The 21,972-nt window shown below is 65.3% G+C and carries 21 protein-coding genes and 1 pseudogene; 13 read left to right on the top strand and 9 right to left on the bottom strand.

Annotated features, from left to right (window positions below):
- Nucleotides 1-50: 50 nt before the first annotated feature.
- From ACWPN8_RS08355 to ACWPN8_RS08345, 3 genes are read right to left on the bottom strand one after another with little or no spacing between them, the layout of a single operon-like run.
- A complete protein-coding gene (locus tag ACWPN8_RS08355) occupies nt 51-464 on the bottom strand; it encodes a GFA family protein (protein WP_492240487.1) in 414 nt (137 codons plus the stop codon).
- The gene (locus tag ACWPN8_RS08350) at nt 461-910 is read right to left on the bottom strand and encodes a GFA family protein (protein ID WP_492240486.1); all 450 of its coding nucleotides are present in this window, start codon (nt 908-910) and stop codon (nt 461-463) included. The genes ACWPN8_RS08355 and ACWPN8_RS08350 overlap by 4 nt, the downstream gene beginning before the upstream one ends.
- Before the next feature lie 3 nt (nt 911-913).
- The gene (locus ACWPN8_RS08345; protein WP_109096308.1) at nt 914-1,153 is read right to left on the bottom strand and encodes a DUF1127 domain-containing protein; all 240 of its coding nucleotides are present in this window, start codon (nt 1,151-1,153) and stop codon (nt 914-916) included.
- A gap of 173 nt (nt 1,154-1,326) precedes the next feature.
- On the opposite strand from ACWPN8_RS08345, the gene ACWPN8_RS08340 reads away from it, so the two are divergent.
- The 6 genes and pseudogenes from ACWPN8_RS08340 to ACWPN8_RS08315 all read left to right on the top strand — a co-directional run bounded on the left by ACWPN8_RS08340 (nt 1,327) and on the right by ACWPN8_RS08315 (nt 7,812).
- Nucleotides 1,327-2,214: a transcriptional regulator GcvA gene (locus tag ACWPN8_RS08340; protein WP_098739923.1), complete on the top strand. Its 888-nt coding sequence runs from the start codon at nt 1,327-1,329 to the stop codon at nt 2,212-2,214.
- A gap of 57 nt (nt 2,215-2,271) precedes the next feature.
- Nucleotides 2,272-3,246 (top strand): aspartate carbamoyltransferase catalytic subunit, encoded by a 975-nt coding sequence (locus ACWPN8_RS08335; protein ID WP_109096307.1) that lies wholly within the window; start codon nt 2,272-2,274, stop codon nt 3,244-3,246.
- Entirely contained in the window at nt 3,246-4,541 is a 1,296-nt protein-coding gene (locus ACWPN8_RS08330; RefSeq protein ID WP_492240485.1) for a dihydroorotase, read from the top strand. The genes ACWPN8_RS08335 and ACWPN8_RS08330 overlap by 1 nt, the downstream gene beginning before the upstream one ends.
- A gap of 7 nt (nt 4,542-4,548) precedes the next feature.
- Nucleotides 4,549-5,155 (top strand): annotated as a pseudogene (gene plsY, locus ACWPN8_RS08325) (glycerol-3-phosphate 1-O-acyltransferase PlsY).
- Between the two features lie 244 nt (nt 5,156-5,399).
- Nucleotides 5,400-7,352, top strand: a complete 1,953-nt coding sequence (locus ACWPN8_RS08320) for an acetoacetate--CoA ligase (RefSeq protein WP_492240484.1) — start codon at nt 5,400-5,402, stop codon at nt 7,350-7,352.
- 1 nt (nt 7,353) lies between these two features.
- On the top strand, nt 7,354-7,812 hold the full coding sequence (locus ACWPN8_RS08315) for a hypothetical protein (RefSeq protein ID WP_492240483.1): 459 nt from the start codon (nt 7,354-7,356) through the stop codon (nt 7,810-7,812).
- 54 nt (nt 7,813-7,866) lie between these two features.
- Here ACWPN8_RS08315 and ACWPN8_RS08310 read toward each other — a convergent pair whose 3' ends face one another.
- Entirely contained in the window at nt 7,867-8,859 is a 993-nt protein-coding gene (locus tag ACWPN8_RS08310) for a TerC family protein (protein ID WP_492241381.1), read from the bottom strand.
- Between the two features lie 435 nt (nt 8,860-9,294).
- Here ACWPN8_RS08310 and ACWPN8_RS08305 point away from each other — a divergent pair, with 435 nt between their 5' ends.
- The 4 genes from ACWPN8_RS08305 (at nt 9,295) to ACWPN8_RS08290 (ending at nt 13,322) form a co-directional block, all read left to right on the top strand.
- Nucleotides 9,295-9,570 carry an HU family DNA-binding protein gene (locus tag ACWPN8_RS08305; protein WP_012974184.1) on the top strand — a complete coding sequence of 92 codons (276 nt, stop codon included), beginning with the start codon at nt 9,295-9,297 and terminating at the stop codon, nt 9,568-9,570.
- Between the two features lie 35 nt (nt 9,571-9,605).
- Entirely contained in the window at nt 9,606-10,016 is a 411-nt protein-coding gene (locus tag ACWPN8_RS08300) for a Ros/MucR family transcriptional regulator (protein WP_109096302.1), read from the top strand.
- A gap of 714 nt (nt 10,017-10,730) precedes the next feature.
- On the top strand, nt 10,731-11,621 hold the full coding sequence (gene rpoH / locus ACWPN8_RS08295) for an RNA polymerase sigma factor RpoH (protein WP_109096301.1): 891 nt from the start codon (nt 10,731-10,733) through the stop codon (nt 11,619-11,621).
- Nucleotides 11,622-11,975: 354 nt separating this feature from the next.
- A complete protein-coding gene (locus ACWPN8_RS08290) occupies nt 11,976-13,322 on the top strand; it encodes a globin-coupled sensor protein (protein WP_109096300.1) in 1,347 nt (448 codons plus the stop codon).
- Nucleotides 13,323-13,414: 92 nt separating this feature from the next.
- Here ACWPN8_RS08290 and ACWPN8_RS08285 read toward each other — a convergent pair whose 3' ends face one another.
- Nucleotides 13,415-13,585: a hypothetical protein gene (locus ACWPN8_RS08285; protein ID WP_158285358.1), complete on the bottom strand. Its 171-nt coding sequence runs from the start codon at nt 13,583-13,585 to the stop codon at nt 13,415-13,417.
- 393 nt (nt 13,586-13,978) lie between these two features.
- Between ACWPN8_RS08285 and ACWPN8_RS08280 the strand changes: the two genes are divergently transcribed.
- Nucleotides 13,979-14,635, top strand: coding sequence for a GNAT family N-acetyltransferase (locus tag ACWPN8_RS08280; RefSeq protein ID WP_492240482.1), 657 nt, complete (start codon nt 13,979-13,981; stop codon nt 14,633-14,635).
- 18 nt (nt 14,636-14,653) lie between these two features.
- On the opposite strand, the gene ACWPN8_RS08275 is transcribed toward ACWPN8_RS08280, so the two are convergent.
- Nucleotides 14,654-15,157, bottom strand: coding sequence for a hypothetical protein (locus ACWPN8_RS08275; RefSeq protein ID WP_492240481.1), 504 nt, complete (start codon nt 15,155-15,157; stop codon nt 14,654-14,656).
- Between the two features lie 189 nt (nt 15,158-15,346).
- Between ACWPN8_RS08275 and ACWPN8_RS08270 the strand changes: the two genes are divergently transcribed.
- Nucleotides 15,347-16,516, top strand: coding sequence for an alpha/beta hydrolase (locus ACWPN8_RS08270; protein WP_492240480.1), 1,170 nt, complete (start codon nt 15,347-15,349; stop codon nt 16,514-16,516).
- Between the two features lie 20 nt (nt 16,517-16,536).
- Here the strand turns inward: ACWPN8_RS08270 and ACWPN8_RS08265 are convergent, their stop codons facing one another.
- From ACWPN8_RS08265 to uvrB, 3 genes are all read right to left on the bottom strand, one after another.
- On the bottom strand, nt 16,537-17,400 hold the full coding sequence (locus ACWPN8_RS08265; protein WP_492240479.1) for an alpha/beta fold hydrolase: 864 nt from the start codon (nt 17,398-17,400) through the stop codon (nt 16,537-16,539).
- Between the two features lie 31 nt (nt 17,401-17,431).
- Nucleotides 17,432-18,331, bottom strand: coding sequence for a lytic transglycosylase domain-containing protein (locus ACWPN8_RS08260; protein WP_492240478.1), 900 nt, complete (start codon nt 18,329-18,331; stop codon nt 17,432-17,434).
- Between the two features lie 95 nt (nt 18,332-18,426).
- The gene (gene uvrB, locus ACWPN8_RS08255; protein WP_492240477.1) at nt 18,427-20,568 is read right to left on the bottom strand and encodes an excinuclease ABC subunit UvrB; all 2,142 of its coding nucleotides are present in this window, start codon (nt 20,566-20,568) and stop codon (nt 18,427-18,429) included.
- Nucleotides 20,569-20,952: 384 nt separating this feature from the next.
- Here uvrB and ACWPN8_RS08250 point away from each other — a divergent pair, with 384 nt between their 5' ends.
- Nucleotides 20,953-21,969 (top strand): GGDEF domain-containing protein, encoded by a 1,017-nt coding sequence (locus ACWPN8_RS08250; RefSeq protein ID WP_109096293.1) that lies wholly within the window; start codon nt 20,953-20,955, stop codon nt 21,967-21,969.
- Nucleotides 21,970-21,972 lie beyond the last annotated feature (3 nt).

The following is a 21,972-nucleotide window of genomic DNA, read 5'->3' as shown; positions in this document are numbered from 1 at the left end:
CCACAAACAACTGTCCTCGCTGACTTTCCGTGCTTGAAATCCCGGCCCGTCTATTCCGGTTCCGACGACCCCGGGAACTGTTCCAGCCCGTCGGCGATCTCGTAGTAGTCGGCCTTGCCGGCGACATAGCCATGGCGGAGCGTCGTCAACCCGGTCGGCTGGTCCAGGCTGCCGGCCGCGATTTCGATCTCGCTTTTGCCGTCGCCCTTCCAGAACAGCGACGATCCACACCGGCCGCAGAATCCACGCTCCGCGATGCCGGACGAGCGGTACCAGGACAGGGTCGCGTCGGCATCGAAGGCGACCGTGTCGCGCGGCACGGTGATGTAGGCGCCGATATGACCATGGAAACGGCGACATTGCCCGCAATGGCAGGTCACCACCCCGTCCGGCCGTTCGGCCAGCAGGAAGCGCACGCCACCGCACAGGCAGCCCCCGGAAAGTGCCCTGCCCTGTTCGCTCATTCCACCGTCTCTCCCGTGCTGGCCCGGCGTTCGACGCCGTCGTCGCCGATGTCGTAATAGGCGCCCTTGTGGTCGACAAAGATGTGGCGCTCGACCCGGAGCCCCGACGCATCGTCCAGGCTGCCGGCGGTCACGGTGATGCGCGGACCATCCTCGGCGCCGCTCTGGTTGAGCGCCTCCCAGAACAGCCCGGCACCGCAACGCGCACAGAAGCCGCGCCGCGCCCGGTCGGAAGAGGCATACCATGTCAGCGTGGCGTCGTTCAGCAGACGCAACGCCGCACGCGGCAGGCCGGTGTAGGCGCCGACATGGCTGTGCTGGCGCCTGCACTGGGAACAGTGGCAGAAGGAGATCGGCTCAGGATGCGTGTCGATGGCATAGCGCACACCGCCGCACAGGCAACCGCCGGTCCAGACCTGCTCTCCCCCTGCCGTCGCGTCGGTCATCGCTCAACCCCGCCAAAACGGCTTCTCGGCCTCATGGTCGGCATCGGCACGGGAAATGCCGATGTCCGACAACAGATGATCGGGCAATGCCTCCAGCGCACGGCGCTGCCGGCGGCGCTCGTTCCAGGTTGCGAGACGGTCGAACAGCGACACAACGCGCTCGCCCAGACCGGGGTTGGCCTGCACCGGCTTGGCGACGAACAGCTCTGCGGCGGAAAACTGCGACTGCGTTCCCTTTGCCATGATCCTCTTTCCTTCGCTGGAGGGGGAGCGGGGCATCGGCCTCGCCGCTCCGTTCAGTGTGATCGCTTGTGGAACTGAGGATGGGGCACGGGACGCTTGCCGACAAACGACGCTTTCTCATAGAATTGATTAGCCCTGCTAATCCGAATCCACCTCCGGCCCAGAACCGCCCCATGTCCCGCCGCCTGCCCCCGCTGAACGCGCTGCGCGCCTTTGAAGCCGCCGCCCGCCATCTTTCCTTCACAAAGGCCGCCGAAGAGCTGCATGTGACGCAAGCCGCCGTCAGCCATCAGATCAAGGCTCTGGAGGAGTGGCTCGGATTACCGCTGTTTCGCCGAATGAACCGGGCTTTGGCGCTGACCGAGGCGGGGCAGAGCTACCTGCCGCCGGTGCGCGAGGCGATGGACACGTTGTCCCAGGCGACCGACCGGCTGATCCGCGCCGACAGCAGCGGCACGCTGACCATCTCCACCATGCCCAGCTTCGCGTCCAAATGGCTGGTGCCGCGGCTGGTCCGCTTCCAGAAGCGTCATCCCGATATGGATGTGCGGGTCCACAGCACGGCGCAGGTGGTCGATTTCGCCCGTCACGACGTCGATCTGGCGATCCGCTTCGGCAACGGACTGTGGCCGGATCTGCGGGTCGAACGGCTGTTGACCGAGGACATCTTCCCGGTCGGCCATCCGTCCCTGTTGTCCGGCAAGCGGCCTCTGGTCAATCCGGAGGATCTGCGGCACCACACACTGCTGCACGACGACTACAACATTTCCTGGGCGGTGTGGTGCCGGGTGGCGGGGATCGAGGGGGTGGACACCGAACGCGGCCTGCGCTTCGACGATTCGTCCTTCACGCTCCAGGCGGCGATCAACGGCCATGGCATAGCGCTGGCCCGCGGCGTGCTGGTGGCCGACGACATCGCCGCCGGACGGCTGGTCCGCCTGTTCGATGTGCGGCTGCCGGGAAGCCTCGCCTATTACGTCGTGGCACCGCAGCATTACTTTTCCCGGCCCAAGGTGAAGGCCTTCTACGACTGGTTGTTCGAGGAAGCGGGAGCGGTGTGAAACCCTTCGCATGGAGCGGCTTGCGGGCGTAACGGACCGCTCCTATAGTCCGCGCCCATGAGCGCGAACCCGCCCCCCGACACGGTCTTCCCGCACCGCCACCTTCTCGGAATCGAGGGGCTGCGGGCCGGCGAGATCACCCGGATTCTCGACCTCGCCGATGGCTATGTCGAGCAGAACCGCCGACCCGTGAAGAAGTCCAACCTTTTGGACGGCCGCACGCAGGTGAACCTGTTCTTCGAGAACTCCACCCGCACCCGCACCAGCTTCGAGCTGGCCGGCAAGCGGCTGGGGGCCGATGTCATCAACATGTCGACCGACAGCAGTTCGGTGAAGAAGGGCGAGACCCTGATCGACACGGCGATGACGCTGAACGCCATGCACCTCGACGCGCTGGTGGTGCGCCACGCCGATTCGGGTGCCGTCAAGCTGCTGGCCGACAAGGTCAACTGCTCGGTCATCAATGCGGGCGACGGCCACCACGAACACCCGACCCAGGCTCTGCTCGACGCCCTGGCGATCCGCCGCCGCCTCGGCCGGCTGGACGGGCTGATCGTGGCGATCTGCGGAGACATCCTGCACAGCCGCGTCGCGCGCTCCAACATCCACCTGCTGAACGCCATGGGTGCCCGCGTGCGCTGCGTGGCGCCGCCGACCCTGCTGCCCTCGCAGATCGAACGGCTGGGCGTCGAGGTCCATCACTCGATGAAGGCCGGCCTGCGCGATGCCGACGTGGTGATGATGCTGCGCCTTCAGACCGAGCGGATGAGCGGCCAGTACGTCCCCTCCACCCGCGAGTACTTCTACTTCTACGGCCTCGATTACGAGAAGCTGGAGGTGGCGAAGCCCGACGCGGTCATCATGCACCCCGGTCCGATGAACCGCGGCGTGGAGATCGATTCGGAGGTCGCAGACGATCTCAAGCGCTCGATGATCCTCGATCAGGTGGAGCTGGGCGTGGCCGTCCGCATGGCCGTGCTCGACCTGCTGACCCGTGAACGCCGCCAGTCCGACCTTGCGGGAGCCGTCTGATGAGTGCGCGTACCGTCTACCGCAACGCCCGCCTGCTCGATCCGGCAACAGGCCTCGACCAACGCGGCGACCTGCTGATCGATGGCGAGACCATCGCCGATTTCGGCCCCGGCCTGTTCAACGACTCCACGCCCGAGGGCGCGGAGGTGATCGACCTTGCCGGCCAGTGCCTCGCCCCCGGCCTCGTCGACATGCGCGTGCTGATCGGCGAACCGGGTGAGGAAGAAAAGGACACGATCAAGAGCGCGTCGCGCGCCGCGGCGGCCGGCGGCATCACCGCCATGGCGCTGCTGCCCAACACCGACCCGGTGCTGGACGAGGTCGCGGGACTGGAGTTCATCGCGCGGCGTGCCCGCGAGGTGAAGCTGGTCAAGGTCTTCGCCTACGGCTCCGCCACCCGCGGCACCGAAGGCAACGAGATCACCGAGATGGGCCTGCTGGGCCAAGCCGGTGCGGTCGCCTTCACCGACGGCATCAAGGCCATCGTCAGCGCCAAAACGATGCGCCGGGCACTGAGCTACGCCAAGACCTTCGGCAAGCTGATCGTCCAGCACCCCGAAGAGCCCTCGCTGGCGTCGGGCGGCATGATGAACTCCGGCGAGATCGCCACCCGCCTCGGCCTCGTCGGCATCCCGCGCGAGGCCGAGATCATCATGATCGAGCGCGACCTGCGGCTGGCCGAGCTGACCGGCGGGCGCCTGCACTTCGCCCACGTCACCACGAGCGAGTTGGTCGACCTGATCCGCCGCGCCAAGGCGCGCGGGCTGAAGGTGACCTGCGACACCGCCCCGCATTACTTCGCCCTGACCGAGACCGACGTCGGCGATTACCGCACCTACGCCAAGGTGTCACCGCCGCTGCGCGGCGAGATGGACCGCCGCGCCATCGTCGAGGGGCTGGCCGACGGCACCATCGACGCCATCGCGTCCGACCATGTGCCGCAGGACCAGGACCAGAAGCGCCTGCCCTTCGCCCAGGCCGCCCCCGGCGTCATCGGGCTGGAGACCCTGTTCCCGCTGACGCTGGAACTGGTGCACAAGGGCAGGATGCCGCTCCTGAAGGCGCTGGCCTGCGTCACCGCCAACCCGGCGGCGATCCTCGACCTGCCGCTCGGCCGCATCGTCAAGGGCGGGCCGGCCGATCTGGTCGTCTTCGATGCCGACGTGCCATGGCAGATCGACGTCAGCCGCTTCAAGTCGAAGTCGAAGAACTCGCCCTTCGAGAACCGTCCGGTCCAGGGCCGGCCGCTGCGCACCATCGTCGACGGCCGCACCGTCTGGCAGGCGGAGGGCTGATCCGGTGCTGACTCCCATCGCTGGCGTGCTTGCCGCCCTGCTGGGCTACCTGCTGGGCTCGATCCCCTTCGGGCTGGTGCTGACCCGGATGGCCGGCCTGGGCGACATCCGCCAGATCGGCTCCGGCAACATCGGCGCCACCAACGTGCTGCGCACCGGCAACAAGCCGCTGGCGCTGGCGACCCTGCTGCTCGACAGCGGCAAGGGCGCCATCGCGGCTCTGCTGGCTCTGTGGTGGGCCGGGCCGGAGGCGGCGGTTCTGGCCGCCGGCGGCGCCATGCTGGGCCACAGCTTCCCGGTTCTGGCTGGGCTTCAAGGGCGGCAAGGGTGTCGCGACGGCAATCGGCGTCCTGCTGGCCGTGTCCTGGCCGGTCGGGCTGCTGGCCTGCCTGACCTGGATCGTCATGGCGGCGCTGTTCCGCATCTCGTCGCTGTCGGCGCTGACGGCTCTCGGCCTCAGCCCGCTGACCGGCTGGTATTTCGGCGGACCGCTGGTCGCCGGCCTCTGCCTGTTCATCGCCGTGCTGGTCTTCATCCGGCACGAGGCGAACATCCGGCGCCTGCTGAAAGGCGAGGAGCCGAAGATCGGCGCCGGCAAGAAGAAGGCCGCCTGACCGGCGGTCCGATTGACCGAAGGCACGGGGGGCGGGGAGGAAACTCCCCGCCCTTTTTCTTTTGCAGCGCCTTGATTCCGTTACCGTTGCCCTCCGTCACCCTATCCGATTTCGCCCACCCGGACGCAGACAACCGGTGCGGCCATGCGCTATGCTGCACGGCAATCCGGGGCACGAACAAGCAACCCGGCAGGAGAGCCGGCCGCTGGGGCCGGCGGAAAACGAGACGCTGAGGGAACCGAGAATGGACACTCCGCTGTGGAGCCCGAGTGAGGAGCGCATCGCGCAGGCCAACCTGACCGTCTTCCGCGAGGCGGCGAATGCGCGATTCGGACTGCGGCTGGACGATTACGACGCGCTCTACAACTGGTCGATCGCGGAGAAGGAACGGTTCTGGCGCTTCCTGTGGGAATGGGCCGGGCTGACCGGCGATCTCGGTGGCGTCGATCTGCTGGACGGCGACAAAATGCCGGGCGCCCGCTGGTTCCCGGAAGCCCGCCTCAGCTATGCCGAGAACCTGCTGGCCAGCGCGCCGGACGACACTGCGGTCGTCTTCTGGGGCGAGGACAAGGTGAAGTATCGCTGGAGCGGGGCGGAGCTGAAGGCCACCGTCTCCCGCCTGCAGCAGGCGCTGAAGGCCAAGGGCGTCGGCAAGGGCGACCGTGTCGCCGCCATCATGCCGAACATGCCGGAAACGCTGGCGGCGATGATCGCCACCACCAGCTTGGGCGCGGTGTGGTCCTCCTGCTCGCCCGATTTCGGCATCCAGGGTATCACCGACCGCTTCGGCCAGATCGAGCCGAAGGTGGTCTTCGCCCCCGACGCCTACTGGTACAACGGCAAGAGCCACGACGTCCGCGCCAAGGTGGCCGAAGTCCTCAAGGATTTGCCGACCGTCGTCGCCACCATCATCGTCCCCTATGTCGACAAGGCGCCCGACCTGTCGGCGATCCCCGGCGCCGTCGGCTTCCAGGAGTTCATGGCGCCCCATCCGGTGGCCGAGCCGACCTTCGAACGGGTCGAATTCGACCACCCGCTGTTCATCCTCTATTCGTCCGGCACCACCGGAAAGCCGAAATGCATCGTCCACGGCACCGGCGGCACCATCCTTCAGCATGTGAAGGAACATCGGCTGCACTGCGACCTCAAGCCCGGCGACCGGCTGTTCTATTTCACCACCTGCGGCTGGATGATGTGGAACTGGCTGGTGACCGGACTGGCCAGCGGCACGACGCTCGTCCTCTATGACGGCTCGCCCTTCGCTCCCACCGGCAACATCCTGTTCGACTATGCCGATGCGGAGCAGGTGACGCTGTTCGGCACCTCGGCCAAGTTCATCCAGTCGCTGGAAAAGTCCGGGCTGGAGCCGCTGAAGACCCATTCGCTGGCCAGCGTCCGCGCCCTGGCCTCAACCGGGTCGCCGCTGATGCCAGAGAATTTCGAGTTCGTCTATCGCTCGATCAAGCAGGACCTCCATCTCGCCTCGATCAGCGGCGGCACCGACATCATGTCCTGCTTCGTGCTGGGCAACCCGATCTCTCCGGTGTGGAAGGGCGAGATCCAGACGCGCGGCCTCGGCATGGCGGTGGAAGCCTTCGATGACAACGGCCATGCCGTCCGCGGCGAGAAGGGCGAACTGGTCTGCACCCGCCCCTTCCCAAGCATGCCCATCGGCTTCTGGGCCGATCCGGACGGGTCGAAATACCGCTCCGCCTATTTCGACCGCTTCCCCAACATCTGGGTCCATGGCGACTTCATCGAGCAGACGGAGCATGGCGGCTGGGTAATCTACGGCCGGTCGGACGCGGTGCTCAACCCCGGGGGCGTGCGCATCGGCACGGCGGAGATCTACCGCCAGGTCGAACAGTTGCCGGAAATCATGGAGGCGGTCTGCATCGGCCAGGAATGGGACGGCGACGTGCGCGTCGTGCTGTTCGTCGTTCTGCGCGAAGGGATGACACTGGACGAGGCCCTTGCCGCCACCATCCGCAAGCGGATCAAGGACAACTGTTCGCCCCGCCATGTCCCGGCGAAGATCGTGCAGGTCACCGACATCCCGCGCACCCGCTCCGGAAAGATCACCGAACTGGCGGTGCGCGACGCCGTCCACGGCCGGCCGATCAAGAACACCGAGGCGCTGTCCAACCCACAGGCGCTCGACGAGTTCCGCGAGCGGACGGAACTGAGCGGGGCCTGACATGGCGCCGCCGCTGTTCCTCGACCTCGACGGCGTGCTTGCCGATTTCGACCGCGGCGTCGTCGCGGTCACCGGCAAGCGGCCGGAACAGCTGGCGATGAAGGAGATGTGGCGGGCGCTGTCCCGGCATGCCGACTTCTTCGGCACGCTGGAGTTCATGCACGACGCGCAGGAGCTTTGGAGCTTCTGCGCACCGCACCGGCCGACCATCCTGACCGGCCTGCCGCTGGGCAGTTGGGCGCCTGCGCAGAAGACGCGCTGGGTCGCCCGCATGCTGGGGGCCGACATCCCGGTCATCACCTGCATGGCCCGGGACAAGGCCCGCTATGCCACTCCCGGCGCCATCCTGGTCGACGACCGCGAGAAGGCCCGCGAGCCTTGGGAAACGGCCGGCGGACGCTTCATCCTCCACCGCACTGCCGCGGACAGCATCGCCGAACTGGCGAAGCTGGGGTTCTGAGACGGACGGGAAGGGCGGCATCGGCGTGCCGCCCCCCAGCGTCGACCGTCGCGGTTACTCGGCCGCCACCGCCTTGTTTTCGCGGCTGGTCTTCCACAGCGACACCGCCACGCCGCCGCCAATGAGAGCGAAGGTCACGCCAAGCGCGATCAGCGGGTCGGGCTTGCCGAAGACCTGCGTGTAGAAGATCTTGCCGCCGATGAACACCAGCACCAGCGCCAGGGCATATTTCAGGTAACGGAAACGGTGGACCATCGCGGCCAGGGCGAAATACAGCGCGCGCAGGCCCAGGATGGCGAAGATGTTGCTGGTATAGACCAGATACGGGTCGGTGGTGATGGCGAAGATCGCCGGCACGCTGTCCACCGCGAAGACCAGATCGGCCAGTTCGACCATGATCAGCGCCAGCAGCAGCGGCGTCGCCGTCCAGCGCATCGTGCCGCTGTCGCCCACCGGCTCCTTGATCAGGAAGTGATGGCCGTGGAAGCGGTCGGTGACGCGGATGTGGCGCTTCACGAACCGGAGCGCGACATTCTCGCCCAGGTTGGTCTCCTCGTCCTTGGCGAACAGCATCTTGATGCCGGTCAGCACCAGGAAGGCGCCGAAGAGATAGAGAATCCAGTGGAATTCCGACACCAGCGCCGCGCCGGCGCCGATCATCAGGCCGCGCAGCACGATGACGCCCAGGATGCCCCAGAAAAGCACCCGGTGCTGCAATTCACGCGGCACCGCGAAGTAGCTGAATATCAGCGATATGACGAAGACGTTGTCGAGTGACAGGCTCTTTTCGACGAAAAAGCCCGTGTAATACTGCAAGCCGGCTTCGCCGCCCATCGACCACCAGACCCAGCCGCCGAACAGCATAGCGACCGCGATGTAGAAGGCCGAGAGCTTCAGGCTTTCGCCGACGCCGATGACATGGTCGCGGCGGTTCAGAACACCAAGGTCCAGGACCAGAAGGGTCAGGACAATGCCGACGAATACCAACCAAATCCAGACCGGCTTTCCCATAAATTCGAGAAAAACAGTCGCTAACAAACTGTCCATCGTAAAACCCACTTGATGACGCTGCGTGAGCGGAGAGATCAAGCGGTTCCGACATCACGACCGACGCCTCGATCGTCAGAGGGGCCCGGACCCGAACTTGCCAGCAGATGGTGTCGCTCTGCCGCGGGTCAAGACCGCGATAAGGAGCGAACGCACCCGACAAGCAAAAGCAGCGCTCAGCGTCTTTCGCTGACCTTTGCGAGTTGCAGTCCCGACAGCGTGCCTGAGATGCCAAAGCCCTGGAAATCTGCGGCGATGACGAACGAAACGCCATCCGGACCCGCTACTTGATGCAGCGACGCCACAGATGGCGAACGAATGATGCGCAAGAAAAACACCAACGGTTGCCCAATCTGTGTTCGCTCTTGTGCGGATGGTGCCGTTCTGCCAATAACTCCGAAAAACCGAAACCAAACCGAACAAATGGAGTTTTGCATGAACCAGGCCGAGCTGATCGAAACCGTCGCCACCAACGCCGGCATCAAGAAGGCCGACGCGGCCAAGGTCGTTCAGGCTGTGTTCGAGGGCATCTCCGGCGCGCTGGGCCGCGGCGAAGATGTGCGCCTGGCCGGTTTCGGCATCTTCGAGGTGGCCGAGCGTGCCGCCCGTGAAGGCCGCAACCCGCGCACCGGCGAAGTCGTGGCGATCGCCGCCTCCAAGGCTCCGAAGTTCAAGCCGGCCAAGCAGCTGCGCGATCTGGTGAACGGCTGATCCGCCCGCATCCGCGTCACAAGGGGATCGCAGCCATGACCATCGATCAAACCGAACTGCAATCGCTGACCGCCAAGGTCGTTGCCGCCTATGTCGGCAACAACTCAGTGCCGGTTCAGGAATTGCCCACGCTGATCAACAGCGTCCAGATCGCCTTCCGCAATTTGGGCGACGACAAGCCGGCCCCGGCCAAGGCCGAACTGGTCCCGGCCGTCGCGATCAAGAAGTCGGTCACGCCGGAATTCATCGTCTGTCTGGAAGACGGAAAGAAGCTGAAGATGCTCAAGCGGCATCTGAAGACCGTCTATGACATGACGCCGGACGAATACCGCGCCAAGTGGGGCCTGCCGCCGGAATACCCGATGGTTGCCCCGAACTATGCCAAGGCGCGTTCGGAGATGGCGACCAAGCTCGGGCTTGGCCGCAAGCGTGCGGCGGCCGAATAACGGCTCTCCGTCCATCGCTGCTCGATCGGGCGCGTCCTTCGGGACGCGCCTTTTTCTTTGCCCGGCCCCGGCTCCGCCCGGCGCCGCCCCACTCCCCCCGGGCTACCTCCTTGCCCATTGTTGTCATATGACCAATGTTCTGGTGGCGAAGTGGCTCGGCCTTCCCATCTAGGGTTCCGGTATGGTTGAGGAACCACGGGCGGTTCTATCACCATCCTCATCGCAGAGGCATAGTCGCCTCCCGCCAATCCGGTCGACCCGGGAACTGCCTGCCTCCGTTCCCTTTCGCAGATGCGGTATAGCGATGTTGTCCGGTCCGACGTCCGGCCGGCCGATTGGGGATGAACCGCTCGCCCGTACGTCACCCGGCCGAAGGTCAGGGGTCATAGAAATGCCCCTCCTCCAGACTGCCGGTGCGGGTGGAAGAAGAGCCTGGGTATACGCCGAAAAACACCCGGAACACGCCCTTTACAGGGTTGATCCGTCGCATTTCTGCGGCCACATTAACAGTGTCATAAGGACGCAGTTCCTTAAGACGCCAAGCAAATACAGACCCCAATACAAACCAAAGCCGGCCAGAGCCGATAAAGACGGACGATATTCCTGCGTCCGCCAATGGATCATCGCCTCTAAGGCGATCCCCGCCATGGGCCCCGACCGGGCCGGCCTTGCGAAAGAGGCCGTTTCGGGAAGCGTTGGAGAGGAGGCAAACACGTGCTGAAGAAACTGCTGATCGGTGAAAACGCCAGCTTGACCCGCTACATCGAGGAGTCGAAGCGCTTCCCGATCCTTGCCCCGGATGTCGAGCGCGACCTCGCCATCGCCTGGCGGGAGCGCGGCAATCCGCAGGCCCTGGAACAGCTCGTTGGCAGCCATCTCCGCCTCGTCATCAAGATCGCCCGCGGCTTCGGCGGCTATGGCCTGCCGCTGGTCGATCTGGTGGCAGAGGGCAATGTCGGCCTGATGCAGGCGGCCCAGAAATTCGATCCGCAGCGCGGGTTCCGCTTCGCCACCTACGCCACCTGGTGGATCCGCGCGGCGATCCAGGAATACATCCTGCACAGCTGGTCGCTGGTGAAGATGGGCACCACCGCCGCGCAGAAGAAGCTGTTCTTCAACCTGCGCCGCCTGAAGAGCCAGATGGCCGAGCTGGAACAGGGCGACCTGTCGCCGGAGACCGTCGCCACCATCGCCGCCGAACTGGACGTGCCGGAGACCGAGGTGGTGGAAATGAACCGCCGCCTCGCCGCCAACGACAGCTCGCTCGACGCCACCCTCTCGTCGGATGGCGAAACCAATTGGCTGGAACTGCTGGCCGATGACCGGCCCACCCAGGATGCCATGCTGGCCGAGGCCGACGAACTGGCGCTGCGCCGCCGGCTGGTCGGACAGGCGCTGGACCGGTTGGACGCCCGCGAACGCCGCATCCTCTTTGAACGCCGCCTGAAGGACGACCCTTCGACCCTCGAAGCGCTGAGCCAGCAATTCTCGGTTTCGCGCGAACGGGTTCGCCAGATCGAAGTGCGGGCTTTCGAAAAGCTCCAGAAGGCGGTGCTCAGCGCCGCACAGGCCCTGCGCCGCCCGGTCACCCCCATGGTGGCCTGACCGGACATCGTTTTCCCGTCCGTCTGCCACACTGCCGGACGGGACATATGCGGGACCGGCTTTGCCGTGCTCCGCATCGTTCCAGCGGGTTGTCGGCCCGCCTGTTGCCTCCAGACCTGTAACCTTCACGCCGGCGGTGCCCCTGGGCTCGCCGGCCTTTTCTTTTATGGACTGTTTCGGCTTCGATCCCAACCGGCCGCGATCCGTTGCCCTTGCTGCCGCTTGAAGATGCCATGCGACAAAGTGACAGGTTCAAAGTTGGGAATGCTTGCGCATGATGTGCGGCCCGCGGAGAAAATTGCATTTTCGCCAATTTATAGTACGCTAGTCATATCACATATGGGAGAGGGCTCCATGTCGAACGCTGCCCAGACTCAATCGATTATCGACCGCATCACCTTCCTGCGCATCGACGAAGCGACGAAGGCAACCCTGCGGGAGTTCCAGCCTTATCTGGCGCAGCGCATCGATCAAATTCTGGAAGAGTTCTACGGCTACCTGCGCGCCGTGCCGCAGGTGGCGCCGATGCTGGTCAATCCCGTGGTGACCGGCCGCGCCCGCGACCTGCAGAAGCAGCATTGGCTGCGCAACGTCTTCACCGGCACCTTCGACGAGGCCTACGTCAATCAGGTTTTGAAAATCGGCCAGACCCACCAGCGCATCGGGCTCGAACCGCGCTGGTACACCGGCGCCTATTGCTTCACCCTGAACAAGCTGATTGAACTGGCGACCCAGATCTACCGCAAGAAGCCGGAAAAGCTGTCGCAGCTTCTCCAGGCGATCAACAAGGCGGTGTTCCTGGACATGGATCTCGCCACCTCCGTCTATATCGACCTGAACACCGCGGCGATCATCGCGCGGGAACTGGGCAGCACTGCCGACAGCTTTGAACGCGAGGTCAAGGGCGTTGTCCAGGCGGTGGCCAGTGCAGCCCAGCAGTTGCAGGGCACTGCCCAGGCGATGAGCCGCACGGCGGAAACCACCAGCGAGCAGTCGACCCAGGTCGCCGCCGCCGCCGAGGAGGCCTCGGTCAACATCCAGACCGTCGCCGCGGCGGCTGAGCAACTGACCGCCTCGATCGGCGAAATCAGCCATCAGGTGACCCAGTCGGCGGCCATCGCCAACGCCGCGATGACCGAGGCCGAGCGGACCAACGCCACCGTTCAGGGCTTGGCAGATGCTGCCAGCCGGATCGGGCAGGTGGTCAAGCTGATCCATGACATCGCCAGCCAGACCAACCTGCTTGCCTTGAACGCCACCATCGAGGCGGCACGTGCCGGGGAGGCCGGCAAGGGCTTCGCCGTCGTGGCGAGCGAGGTCAAGAGCCTCGCCAACCAGACCGCCAAGGCGACGGAGGAGATCAACTCGCAGATCGGCGCCGTCCAGGGGGCGACGCAGGAGGCGGTCGGGGCCATCCGCTCGATCTCCGGCACCATCGCCCGCATCAACGAGATCTCCACCTCCATCGCCACGGCCATGGAAGAGCAAGGTGCCGCCACGACGGAGATCGCCCGCAACGTGCAGCAGGCTTCGATCGGCACCCGCGAGGTCAGCGAAACCATCGTCGCGGTAAACGCATCGGCCAACAATGCCGGTGAAGAGGCCCGTCAGGTTCTGGAGGCGACCAACGAACTGTCGCGCCAGTCGGGTACCCTGAGGTCCGAGGTCGAGCGCTTCCTGACCCGCGTCCGCGCCGGCTGATCCGCTTCACGGTGCAGGTTCGAGGAAAGGGCGCGCTCCCCCAAGGAACGCGCCCTTTTTTTAATGTCCGGGCTTTGCGGCGATGCGACCGCTCAAGCCAGCGTGCGGACCACGAGATCGCTGACCGGAACATTCTCCGCCAGCGCGGCGCGGCGAACCTCGTCGGCGCTGCGCCAATGGCTGTGACCGCCCAGGCTGGTCATTACTCCACCGCGCATCGCCACGAACAAACCGGTACGCCCCAGATTGACGATTCTCGTCATGATGCAATCCCCCGCCTGATGTTGAGAATTTTAGGTAAAATTGCTTTATTCTTCATACGCAAGAGAGAGTTAATCTCTTCCGACAGATTTATCAAACTGCGTCTTACAACGTCAATAAGACTTCCGGCATTCAACCCATTGCTGTTTTCATAGATCAGCTTTCATCCCAGAGAACAAACCCTCTCCACAACACAAGCAGCGCCCAGTAATTTCTTATTATAGTAAAATTTTATTTGTTTTATATAAAACCACGAAAATGGGGTGTCCCACCGAAAGCCTTATCCCAACCGCGCAGCGTGGGAACGTCCGCATGGCGTGTAGGGTTGTCAGCGAAGCCGCCATCCGATCCATCGGCGGCACAGTGCGGGGAAAAACCTGCGAGGCATCGGCATCATGGCAACAGCACAGCGCCGCGTCGGCATCCGCGGCACAGCCACCAACGCTCACTTCGGACTGGATGCGGCAGAGGAGGACGGCAGTGAGGGCGGGAACAGCGAGACGCTCGATTTGCCGCTGACCATCCGTCCGGCAAGGCAGGAGGATTTGTCGACGCTCGAATGGTACGGCCTGCACACACCCCATCGCGAAATCATCGCCGGCGCATTCCATCTTCAGGAACGCGGTGACGGCGCCATGCTGCTGGCCGACGTCAACGGTTTTCCGGTCGGCCAGATCTGCATCGATTTCCTGCGCAAGCGGCCGAGCGGCCGAGCGACCCTATGGGCACTGCGGGTGTTCCAGCCCTTCCGTGGCATCGGCATCGGTGTCCGGCTGGTGCGGGCAGCCGAACGGGTGGTGTTCCAGCGTGGCGTGCCCTTCGCCGAACTGGGGGTGGACCGCGACAATGTCGGCGTGCTGCCCTTCTACGAACGGCTGGGGTACGACCATTGCGGGCGGGAGCGCGGGCACTTTCTCTACCACACGCCGGAAGGCCGGCTGGTTCGCGTCGCCATCGACCAGTGGCTTCTGCACAAACGGCTGCCCGAAGCCAGTGGCGCGACCGGCGCCCCCTCGGACCGCAGCCAGAGCCTGAAGATGGCGGGCGACTGACCCCTGCTCCGCCACTCTCTATTCGGCCGCCATCGCCATGTCGCCCATGGTCGGGCCGGTTGCCGGCGTCACCAGCCGTGCCGCCCGTCGGCGCGGCAGGAAGATGCGTGCGCCATCCAGCACGCCGCCCAGTTCAGCCATCGCGTCGGTCGCCATGAGCAGTGCGACCGGCGGCAGCCAGCGGTCGAGCAGTTGTGTCGCGACCTCCGCATCGCCACTCTGCACCGCGGCGAGGGAGTCCAGCAGGGCGGCTTCGTCGATGCTGATCCGGCTGCAGGCCGGGCAGCGGATCTCCGGCCGGCGGGCGCCGGCAACCGCAAAGGTGCCGAGCAGGGCGAAGAGCGGCAGCAGTGCGGTGTTCGGCACGCCGGCCACATTCAGACCGATGCGCATCGATGCCATCGCCCCGGCGGTGCCAGCACGGAACCACTGGCGCACGCCGGTCAGCAATGCCCGTTCGGCGGTCGTCAGGTCCGCCACCGTCCAAGGCGAGTACCGCCCCTCATCCACCGTCCCGCACATGCCGATACTCCTTCATCCGGTTGCAGGAAGACCCTACCGCTTCCCGTCACTAATTGCGAGTCATTCTTATTTGCGAAAATAGCCTGTGACAAAAAGCGTCCGTGCGTGACAGTGAAAACCATGGAAAGGTCGCGTTAACGAACGGCGGCAATCCTGAAGCGACTAAGCAGTTCAGGGGGATCGCTGGGCATGAGGCGGACGATTCGGGGGGGTGTTCTCGCACTGGTCGCGACGATCGGATTGGCTGTCGCCGGGGGCCTGACGGTCGCCCACCCGGCAATGGCCCAGATCGTTCTCAAATCCGCCTACGGCGAGGCCTCGCTGGCCGGTCCGGCAAAGGCCCGCGGCGCGGTGGTCTGGAGCCACGGCCGCTCGGTGGACTCCGAAGATTCGGAAGCCCCCACCCCGCTCTTCATGAAAGCGATGCGCGACGCCGGCTGGGACGTGTACCGGCTGGACCGCATGCGGGTCAGCGACACCCTGCCCAACAGCTCCCGCGCGCTCGCCGGCTATTCGGAGGCGCTGAAGGCCAAGGGCTATCGCCGGGTCGCCCTGACCGGCCAGTCATTCGGCGCCTTTATCTCGCTGATCGCTGCCGGCCAGACCAACGCCATCGACGCCGTCATCGCCACTGCACCGGCCGCCTTCGGCAACTTCACCGAGGCGTTCGACAGCTACCGCGAGAACGCCGCCCAGCTCTGGCCGATCCTGCGCGAGGTCCGCCGGGCGCGGGTGATGATGTTCTTCTTCCACGGCGACGATTTCGATCCGGGCGGGCGCGCCGAACCGGCCCGCAACATCCTGACCCAGCGCGGGTTGAGCAGCCTGATCGTCGACCAGCCGTCGCTGCTGACCGGCCATGGCGCCGCCAACACCGGGCTGTTCGTCCGCCGCTTCGGCGCCTGCATCGTCCGCTTCGCGGAGGAGCCGCCAACCCCCAACGATCCGCCCTGCGACGAGACCTGGGGACGCAGCCCGAGTGCCGAGATGCTGCAGGCCGCTCTGCCCGCGAACGCATCGGGCTCGGCCAGGGGCAACGACGCGACGGCCACGCTGCGCCCCTACATGGGCATGTGGTACGGCAGCTACATCAATGGCCGCGAGGTTGCCCTGTCGGTGGAGAAGGCCGAGGGCGACGCCGTCTATGCCGACTATGTGCTGGGCGCCGGCATGGAATCGGACCAGCCCGCCGAACGGGTGCGCCGCAAGGGCCGCATCGAGAATGGCGAGCTGGTCTTCGACGAAAAGGGCCGCAACATCCTGCGCTACCGCCTACGCCCCGACGGCCGCGTCGCCGCCAGCTGGCTCGACAAGGACGGCCATGGCCGGCTCGACACGGTGCTGCGCCGGGTGAATTGATTGCCTGCCCCGGAGGGTGCTCAGCCCTCCGCCAGGAAGCTGCGGACGATGGCGATCTGTTCGTCCGTCATCAGGGACGGGGCGTGGCCGGTGTTGGCAAACTCCACCACCTGCACCAGACCGGCGGCTCCCGGTCCACGTTCCGCCATCCGCTCCGCCGTTTCGGCGCTCAGCAGATCGGAGTCCGCGCCGCGAAGGACCAAGACCGGGCAGCGCACCCGATCCCACAATGCCCACAGATCGACATCGCCGATGGGCGCGGTCTTGAACGCATCGCCGATGGCCGGATCGTAGGCCAAGCGGAACCGCCCGTCGGGCAGCGGCCGGGCGCTGTGCTGCGCCATATGGCGCCAGCACTCGTCACCGATTGTGCCGAAGCCCATCAGGACGAAACGCAGGTAGGATTCCAGCGCCGGCAGATCCTCGAACACCGGGTCCTTGCCGACATAATCGGCGATCCGCTGCAACCCGGCCTGGGCAATGAAGGGGCCGACATCGTTGATCACCATGCGGCGGATCGGGCTGTTCGCCTGCGCCGCCAGGGTCATGCCGATCAGCCCGCCCATCGAGGTACCGATCCAATCGACCGTCTCCACCCCCATGCGGGCGATCAGCGCCACCATGTCGGAGCAGTATTGCGGATAGCCGTAGAGCGCCGGCACCGGCAGCCAGTCGCTGCGGCCGCGCCCGACCACGTCGGGGCAGGCCACCCGCCAGCCATCCGCCAGGGCCAGCGCCAGCCGGTCGAAATCCCGGCCGTTGCGCGTCAGCCCATGGACGCAGACCGCCGTGCGCGCGGCATCGTCACGCCCCCACTGGGTGTAGGCCATCCTGTGGAACCCGGCGGCGCTGAGGCCGAGGACGTTGCGTTCGGACATCGGCACGGGCGGGCACTCCTGTTCAGAATTGACGGGACTATCCCTTTTTCGGCGATTTGGCGCCGCGTGGCAACTCCGCCTCGACCGCGCGTTCCGCCGCGGCACGGATGGCTGGCATGGCCGACGACGGCTCCGCCACCGACCCGTCGAAGGGATGGCGGGTGTTTTCATAGATGCGGCGGATGATGCGGACGTAGTTGCGCGTCTCGTCATAGGGCGGAACGCCCTTGTAGCGGTCCACCGCCCCCTCCCCGGCATTGTAGCCGGCCAGCGCCAGCGTCACGTCGCCCTGGAAATAGGCCAGCAGCCAGCGCAGGTACTTCACCCCTCCGGTGATGTTCTGCTTGGGGTCGAAGACATCGCCGACGCCGAAACGGTCGGCCGTGTCGGGGATCAGTTGCATCAGCCCGGCGGCGTCCTTGGGCGACACCGCATCGGTGCGGAAGGCGCTCTCCGCCTGGATCACCGCCAGCACCAGCGCCGGGTCGATGCCGTATTTCGGCGCGATGCCGTTGACCAGGGCCACCACATCCGCCGGGGGCGGCCCCATCTCCCGCACCGGGCCAGCGCCGGGGCGGCACCAGGGACGGATGCGCCCCATGCGGCCGGGAACATAATTGACCAGCCGCCGCGCCTCCGGATGTCCACGCGAGGCGGCGGCGCGCAGCCAGGCGGTGCCGAGCCGGCGATCCTTGCGCACCCCCTTGCCGAACAGATAACGGCGGGCCAGCCGGAATGCCGCATCGGCGTTGCCCTGCTCCGCCAGTTCGCAATCGCCGGACTTGGTCTTGAGCGACGGCGGCGGCAGTTCGGCCACTGCGTTCGGCTTCGCCGCCGATTTCGCATCCGCCGCCGCGGCGATGGATGCCGACCCGATGCCGACGCCACACAGCGCCAGCGCAATCAGCGGCACCCTCACGACACGACGAACGAACAAGCCACGACCCTCCTGCGATCCCGCGCCACCCTACGGGAAGCGGAAGTATGGTGTTGCAACCTGTTCAGGACAAGGGTGGGTCAACAACAGGTGGATCACGGCCCCCGCCGGCGCCTGTCCTGCTTCTTCGGCGCCCCTTCCGGAATGCCGCGACCCTGGCGGGCACTGCTGATGCCGATGCTGCCGGGAGTCTCCAGCCCCAGATCCATCGCTTCCAGCCGGCGCAACTCGTCGCGCAGACGGGCGGCCTCCTCGAACTCCAGGTCGGCGGCGGCGGCCCGCATGCGCTTTTCCAGGTCGGCGATGACGCTCTTGAGGTTGTGCCCGACCAGTTCGTTGGAGTTCAGGCCGGTCTTGACCGTCACATGGTCGCCGCGCTCGTACACGCTTTCCAGAATGTCGCCGATGGCCTTCTTCACCGATTCCGGCGTGATGCCGTGTTCCAGATTGTAGGCCATCTGTTTCTCGCGGCGGCGTGCCGTCTCGTCGATGGCGTACTTCATGCTGTCGGTGATCTTGTCGGCGTAGAGGATCGCCCGTCCGTCGACGTTGCGGGCGGCACGGCCGATGGTCTGGATCAGCGAGGTCCTGGACCGCAGATAGCCTTCCTTGTCAGCGTCGAGGATCGCCACCAGAGCGCATTCCGGGATGTCCAGCCCCTCGCGCAGCAGGTTGATGCCGACCAGCACGTCATAAGCACCCAGCCGCAGGTCGCGGATGATCTCGATGCGCTCCAGCGTCTCCACATCGGAGTGGATGTAGCGCACGCGCAATCCCGCCTCGTGCATGTATTCGGTCAGCGCCTCCGCCATCTTCTTGGTCAGGGTGGTGACCAGAACGCGATAGCCCTTGGCGACCACCTCCTTGCACTCGCCGATCAGGTCGTCGACCTGGGTTTCGGTCGGGCGGATGATCACCGGCGGATCGATCAGGCCGGTCGGGCGGACCAGCTGCTCGGTGAAGACGCCGCCGGTGCGCTCCATTTCCCAGGGACCGGGCGTGGCGGAGACGAAGACCGTCTGTGGCCGCATGCCCTCCCATTCCTCGAACTTCAGCGGGCGGTTGTCCTTGGCGCTGGGCAGGCGGAAACCGTAGTCGGTCAGCGTCGATTTGCGCATAAAGTCGCCACGGTACATGCCGCCGATCTGCGGCACCATGACATGGCTCTCGTCGACGATCAGCAGCGCGTCGCCCGGCAGATATTCGAACAGCGTCGGCGGCGGATCGCCCGGGGCGCGGCCGGTCAGGTAGCGGGAATAGTTCTCGATGCCGGCGCAGGAGCCGGTCGCCGCCATCATCTCGATGTCGAAGGTCGTGCGCTGCTCCAGCCGTTGCGCCTCCAGCAGCTTGCCTTCGGCAGCGAACTCCTCCAGCCGCTCCTTGAGGTCCCTCTTGATCTGGCTGATCGCCTGATTCAGTGTCGGCTTCGGCGTCACATAGTGGCTGTTCGGATAGACGCGCACCGCCTCCAATGCCGCCAGCTTCTCGCCGGTCAGCGGGTCGATCTCGTGGATGGCCTCGATCTCGTCGCCGAACAACGAGATGCGCCACGCCCGGTCTTCCATGTGGGCCGGGAACAGTTCCACCGTGTCGCCGCGGACGCGGAACAGGCCGCGGCCGAAGGCGGCGTCGTTGCGCTTGTACTGAAGCTCGGTCAGCTTGCGCAGCAGCTCCGGCTGGGCGATCACCTCGCCCTTGCGCAGGTCCACCGTCATCTCGGAGTAGGTCTCGACCGAACCGATGCCGTAGATGCAGGACACCGACGCGACGATGATGACGTCGTCGCGTTCCAGCAGGGCCCGCGTCGCCGAGTGGCGCATGCGGTCGATCTGCTCGTTGATCGACGATTCCTTCTCGATATAGGTGTCGGTGCGCGGAACGTAGGCTTCCGGCTGGTAGTAGTCGTAGTAGGAGACGAAGTATTCCACCGCGTTGTTCGGGAAGAAGGATTTCATCTCGCCATACAGCTGTGCCGCCAGCGTCTTGTTGGGCGCAAGGACCAGCGTCGGGCGCTGCACCGTCTGGATGACATGCGCAATGGTGAAGGTCTTGCCCGACCCGGTGACGCCCAGCAGCACCTGGTCCTTCTCGCCCTGCCGCAGGCCGCCGGTCAGTTCCTCGATGGCGTTGGGCTGGTCGCCCGCAGGCGTGTAGTCCGACACGATGACGAATTGCTTTCCGGCTTCCAGCTTCGCGAGAGGCTTGGCGGGAATGGCGGACAGGACAGGGCTTGCCATGGGGCGGCGATCCGATCGAAGGAATGGTACGGAACGGGAACCGATTATATGGCTGCATTGCCCCCGTCTGTCGAGCGCAGGCTTGGCGGGAATTGCGATAGGGCCCATGCCCTGCCACGCCTCCGACGGTCTGGTGCGCTTGCCCGCGGTGCACTCGCCCGGACTTCAACGCCTCGGACAAATGGCTTGGAAGTTGATGACACGGCATGGACAGACGCCCCAACTTGAACGCTGCATTAGGTTATGGCATCATACTGTTCAGAGTATGAAGTTGAGGCGGTTCACCAAGCGTATCCGGGATGGTCCGACGGCATTTGGCCCTTCCTCATGTACGGCCACAACGTTTCATAGACCCACTATTGTCGTGCAGTCGACGGATCCTCCATGTCAGACAAGTTTTTCTCCGAGATTTCCGAGACCCTGTCCTCCGCTCGGTCGGTTGAGGATTTGACCCGCCCGCTGCTGAGCCTGCTTGAAGCGGTAACGGAACTGGAGGCCACCTATCTGACCTGCATCGACCAGGAAATGGGCATACAGCGCGTTCTGTTCGCCTACAACACCAAGACGATGCAGATCCCCGAAGGGCTTGTCGTCCCCTGGGAGGGAACACTGTGCAAACGCGCGCTCGACGAAGGAAGATTCCATACCGAAGACGTGCCGGCGCTGTGGGGCGATTGCGACGCCGCCAAGGCTCTCGGCATCCAGACCTATGTCAGCACGCCGGTCAGGCTGAATGACGGCACGCTGTTTGGAACGCTGTGCGCGGCCGGTTCGGAACGCAAGCCGCTGACCCCGAAGGGGGAACAGACTCTTCGCCTGTTTTCCTCGCTGATCGGCCTGCATGTGGAACGGGAACAACTTCTCGAAAACCTGCAATCGGTCAACAGCGCGTTGGAGGCCCATTCCTTCACCGACGTCCTGACCGGATTGCCCAACCGGCGCTTCCTTCTGAAGGAGATGGACCGTCTGTTCGCCGGAGCCGAATCGACAGGGCAGACTGTGCTGATCGCCTTCATCGATCTGGATGGCTTCAAGGCGATCAATGACCGTCACGGCCATGAAGTCGGCGATGCGTTTCTGATCGAGGTGGGCACGCGCCTGTCGGCAGGCCTCCGGTCTGGGGACATCCTCGGACGCTTCGGCGGCGACGAATTCATCGTCACCGGCCTTGGCCCATCCGACGATGCTGCGGGTCAGGCGGCAGCGGAGACCCTCTGCAACCGTCTGGCGCCGCTGCTGATCGGCGACTACGAGTTGCGGGGCGTCACCCTGCACTATTCCGGCGCAAGCTTCGGCCCCACCGCCGTCGATCCACGCACCATCACCGTGGACGCAGCGTTGCGGAAGGCCGATGCCGCCATGTATGAGGTCAAGCGCGAACGGAAGGCACAGAGAGCCTGACCG

Source organism: Azospirillum sp. UENF 112521, assembly GCF_058780665.1.
The sequence above is the reverse complement of the archived record's forward strand: the minus strand, read 5'-3'. Positions and strand labels throughout refer to the sequence as shown.

Excerpts from the sequence above, each read along its gene's own strand:
- ACWPN8_RS08310 (WP_492241381.1), bottom strand. The coding sequence starts at position 8,859 with ATGGACAGTTTGTTAGCGACTGTTTTTCTCGAATTTATGGGAAAGCCG.
- ACWPN8_RS08300 (WP_109096302.1), top strand. The coding sequence starts at position 9,606 with ATGACCATCGATCAAACCGAACTGCAATCGCTGACCGCCAAGGTCGTT.
- ACWPN8_RS08285 (WP_158285358.1), bottom strand. The coding sequence starts at position 13,585 with ATGACGAGAATCGTCAATCTGGGGCGTACCGGTTTGTTCGTGGCGATG.
- ACWPN8_RS08315 (WP_492240483.1), top strand. The coding sequence starts at position 7,354 with ATGGCGCCGCCGCTGTTCCTCGACCTCGACGGCGTGCTTGCCGATTTC.
- ACWPN8_RS08330 (WP_492240485.1), top strand. The coding sequence starts at position 3,246 with ATGAGTGCGCGTACCGTCTACCGCAACGCCCGCCTGCTCGATCCGGCA.
- ACWPN8_RS08270 (WP_492240480.1), top strand. The coding sequence starts at position 15,347 with ATGAGGCGGACGATTCGGGGGGGTGTTCTCGCACTGGTCGCGACGATC.
- ACWPN8_RS08320 (WP_492240484.1), top strand. The coding sequence starts at position 5,400 with ATGGACACTCCGCTGTGGAGCCCGAGTGAGGAGCGCATCGCGCAGGCC.
- ACWPN8_RS08350 (WP_492240486.1), bottom strand. The coding sequence starts at position 910 with ATGACCGACGCGACGGCAGGGGGAGAGCAGGTCTGGACCGGCGGTTGC.
- ACWPN8_RS08335 (WP_109096307.1), top strand. The coding sequence starts at position 2,272 with ATGAGCGCGAACCCGCCCCCCGACACGGTCTTCCCGCACCGCCACCTT.
- ACWPN8_RS08275 (WP_492240481.1), bottom strand. The coding sequence starts at position 15,157 with ATGTGCGGGACGGTGGATGAGGGGCGGTACTCGCCTTGGACGGTGGCG.
- ACWPN8_RS08280 (WP_492240482.1), top strand. The coding sequence starts at position 13,979 with ATGGCAACAGCACAGCGCCGCGTCGGCATCCGCGGCACAGCCACCAAC.
- ACWPN8_RS08355 (WP_492240487.1), bottom strand. The coding sequence starts at position 464 with ATGAGCGAACAGGGCAGGGCACTTTCCGGGGGCTGCCTGTGCGGTGGC.
- ACWPN8_RS08340 (WP_098739923.1), top strand. The coding sequence starts at position 1,327 with ATGTCCCGCCGCCTGCCCCCGCTGAACGCGCTGCGCGCCTTTGAAGCC.
- ACWPN8_RS08290 (WP_109096300.1), top strand. The coding sequence starts at position 11,976 with ATGTCGAACGCTGCCCAGACTCAATCGATTATCGACCGCATCACCTTC.
- ACWPN8_RS08305 (WP_012974184.1), top strand. The coding sequence starts at position 9,295 with ATGAACCAGGCCGAGCTGATCGAAACCGTCGCCACCAACGCCGGCATC.
- uvrB (WP_492240477.1), bottom strand. The coding sequence starts at position 20,568 with ATGGCAAGCCCTGTCCTGTCCGCCATTCCCGCCAAGCCTCTCGCGAAG.
- ACWPN8_RS08250 (WP_109096293.1), top strand. The coding sequence starts at position 20,953 with ATGTCAGACAAGTTTTTCTCCGAGATTTCCGAGACCCTGTCCTCCGCT.
- ACWPN8_RS08345 (WP_109096308.1), bottom strand. The coding sequence starts at position 1,153 with ATGGCAAAGGGAACGCAGTCGCAGTTTTCCGCCGCAGAGCTGTTCGTC.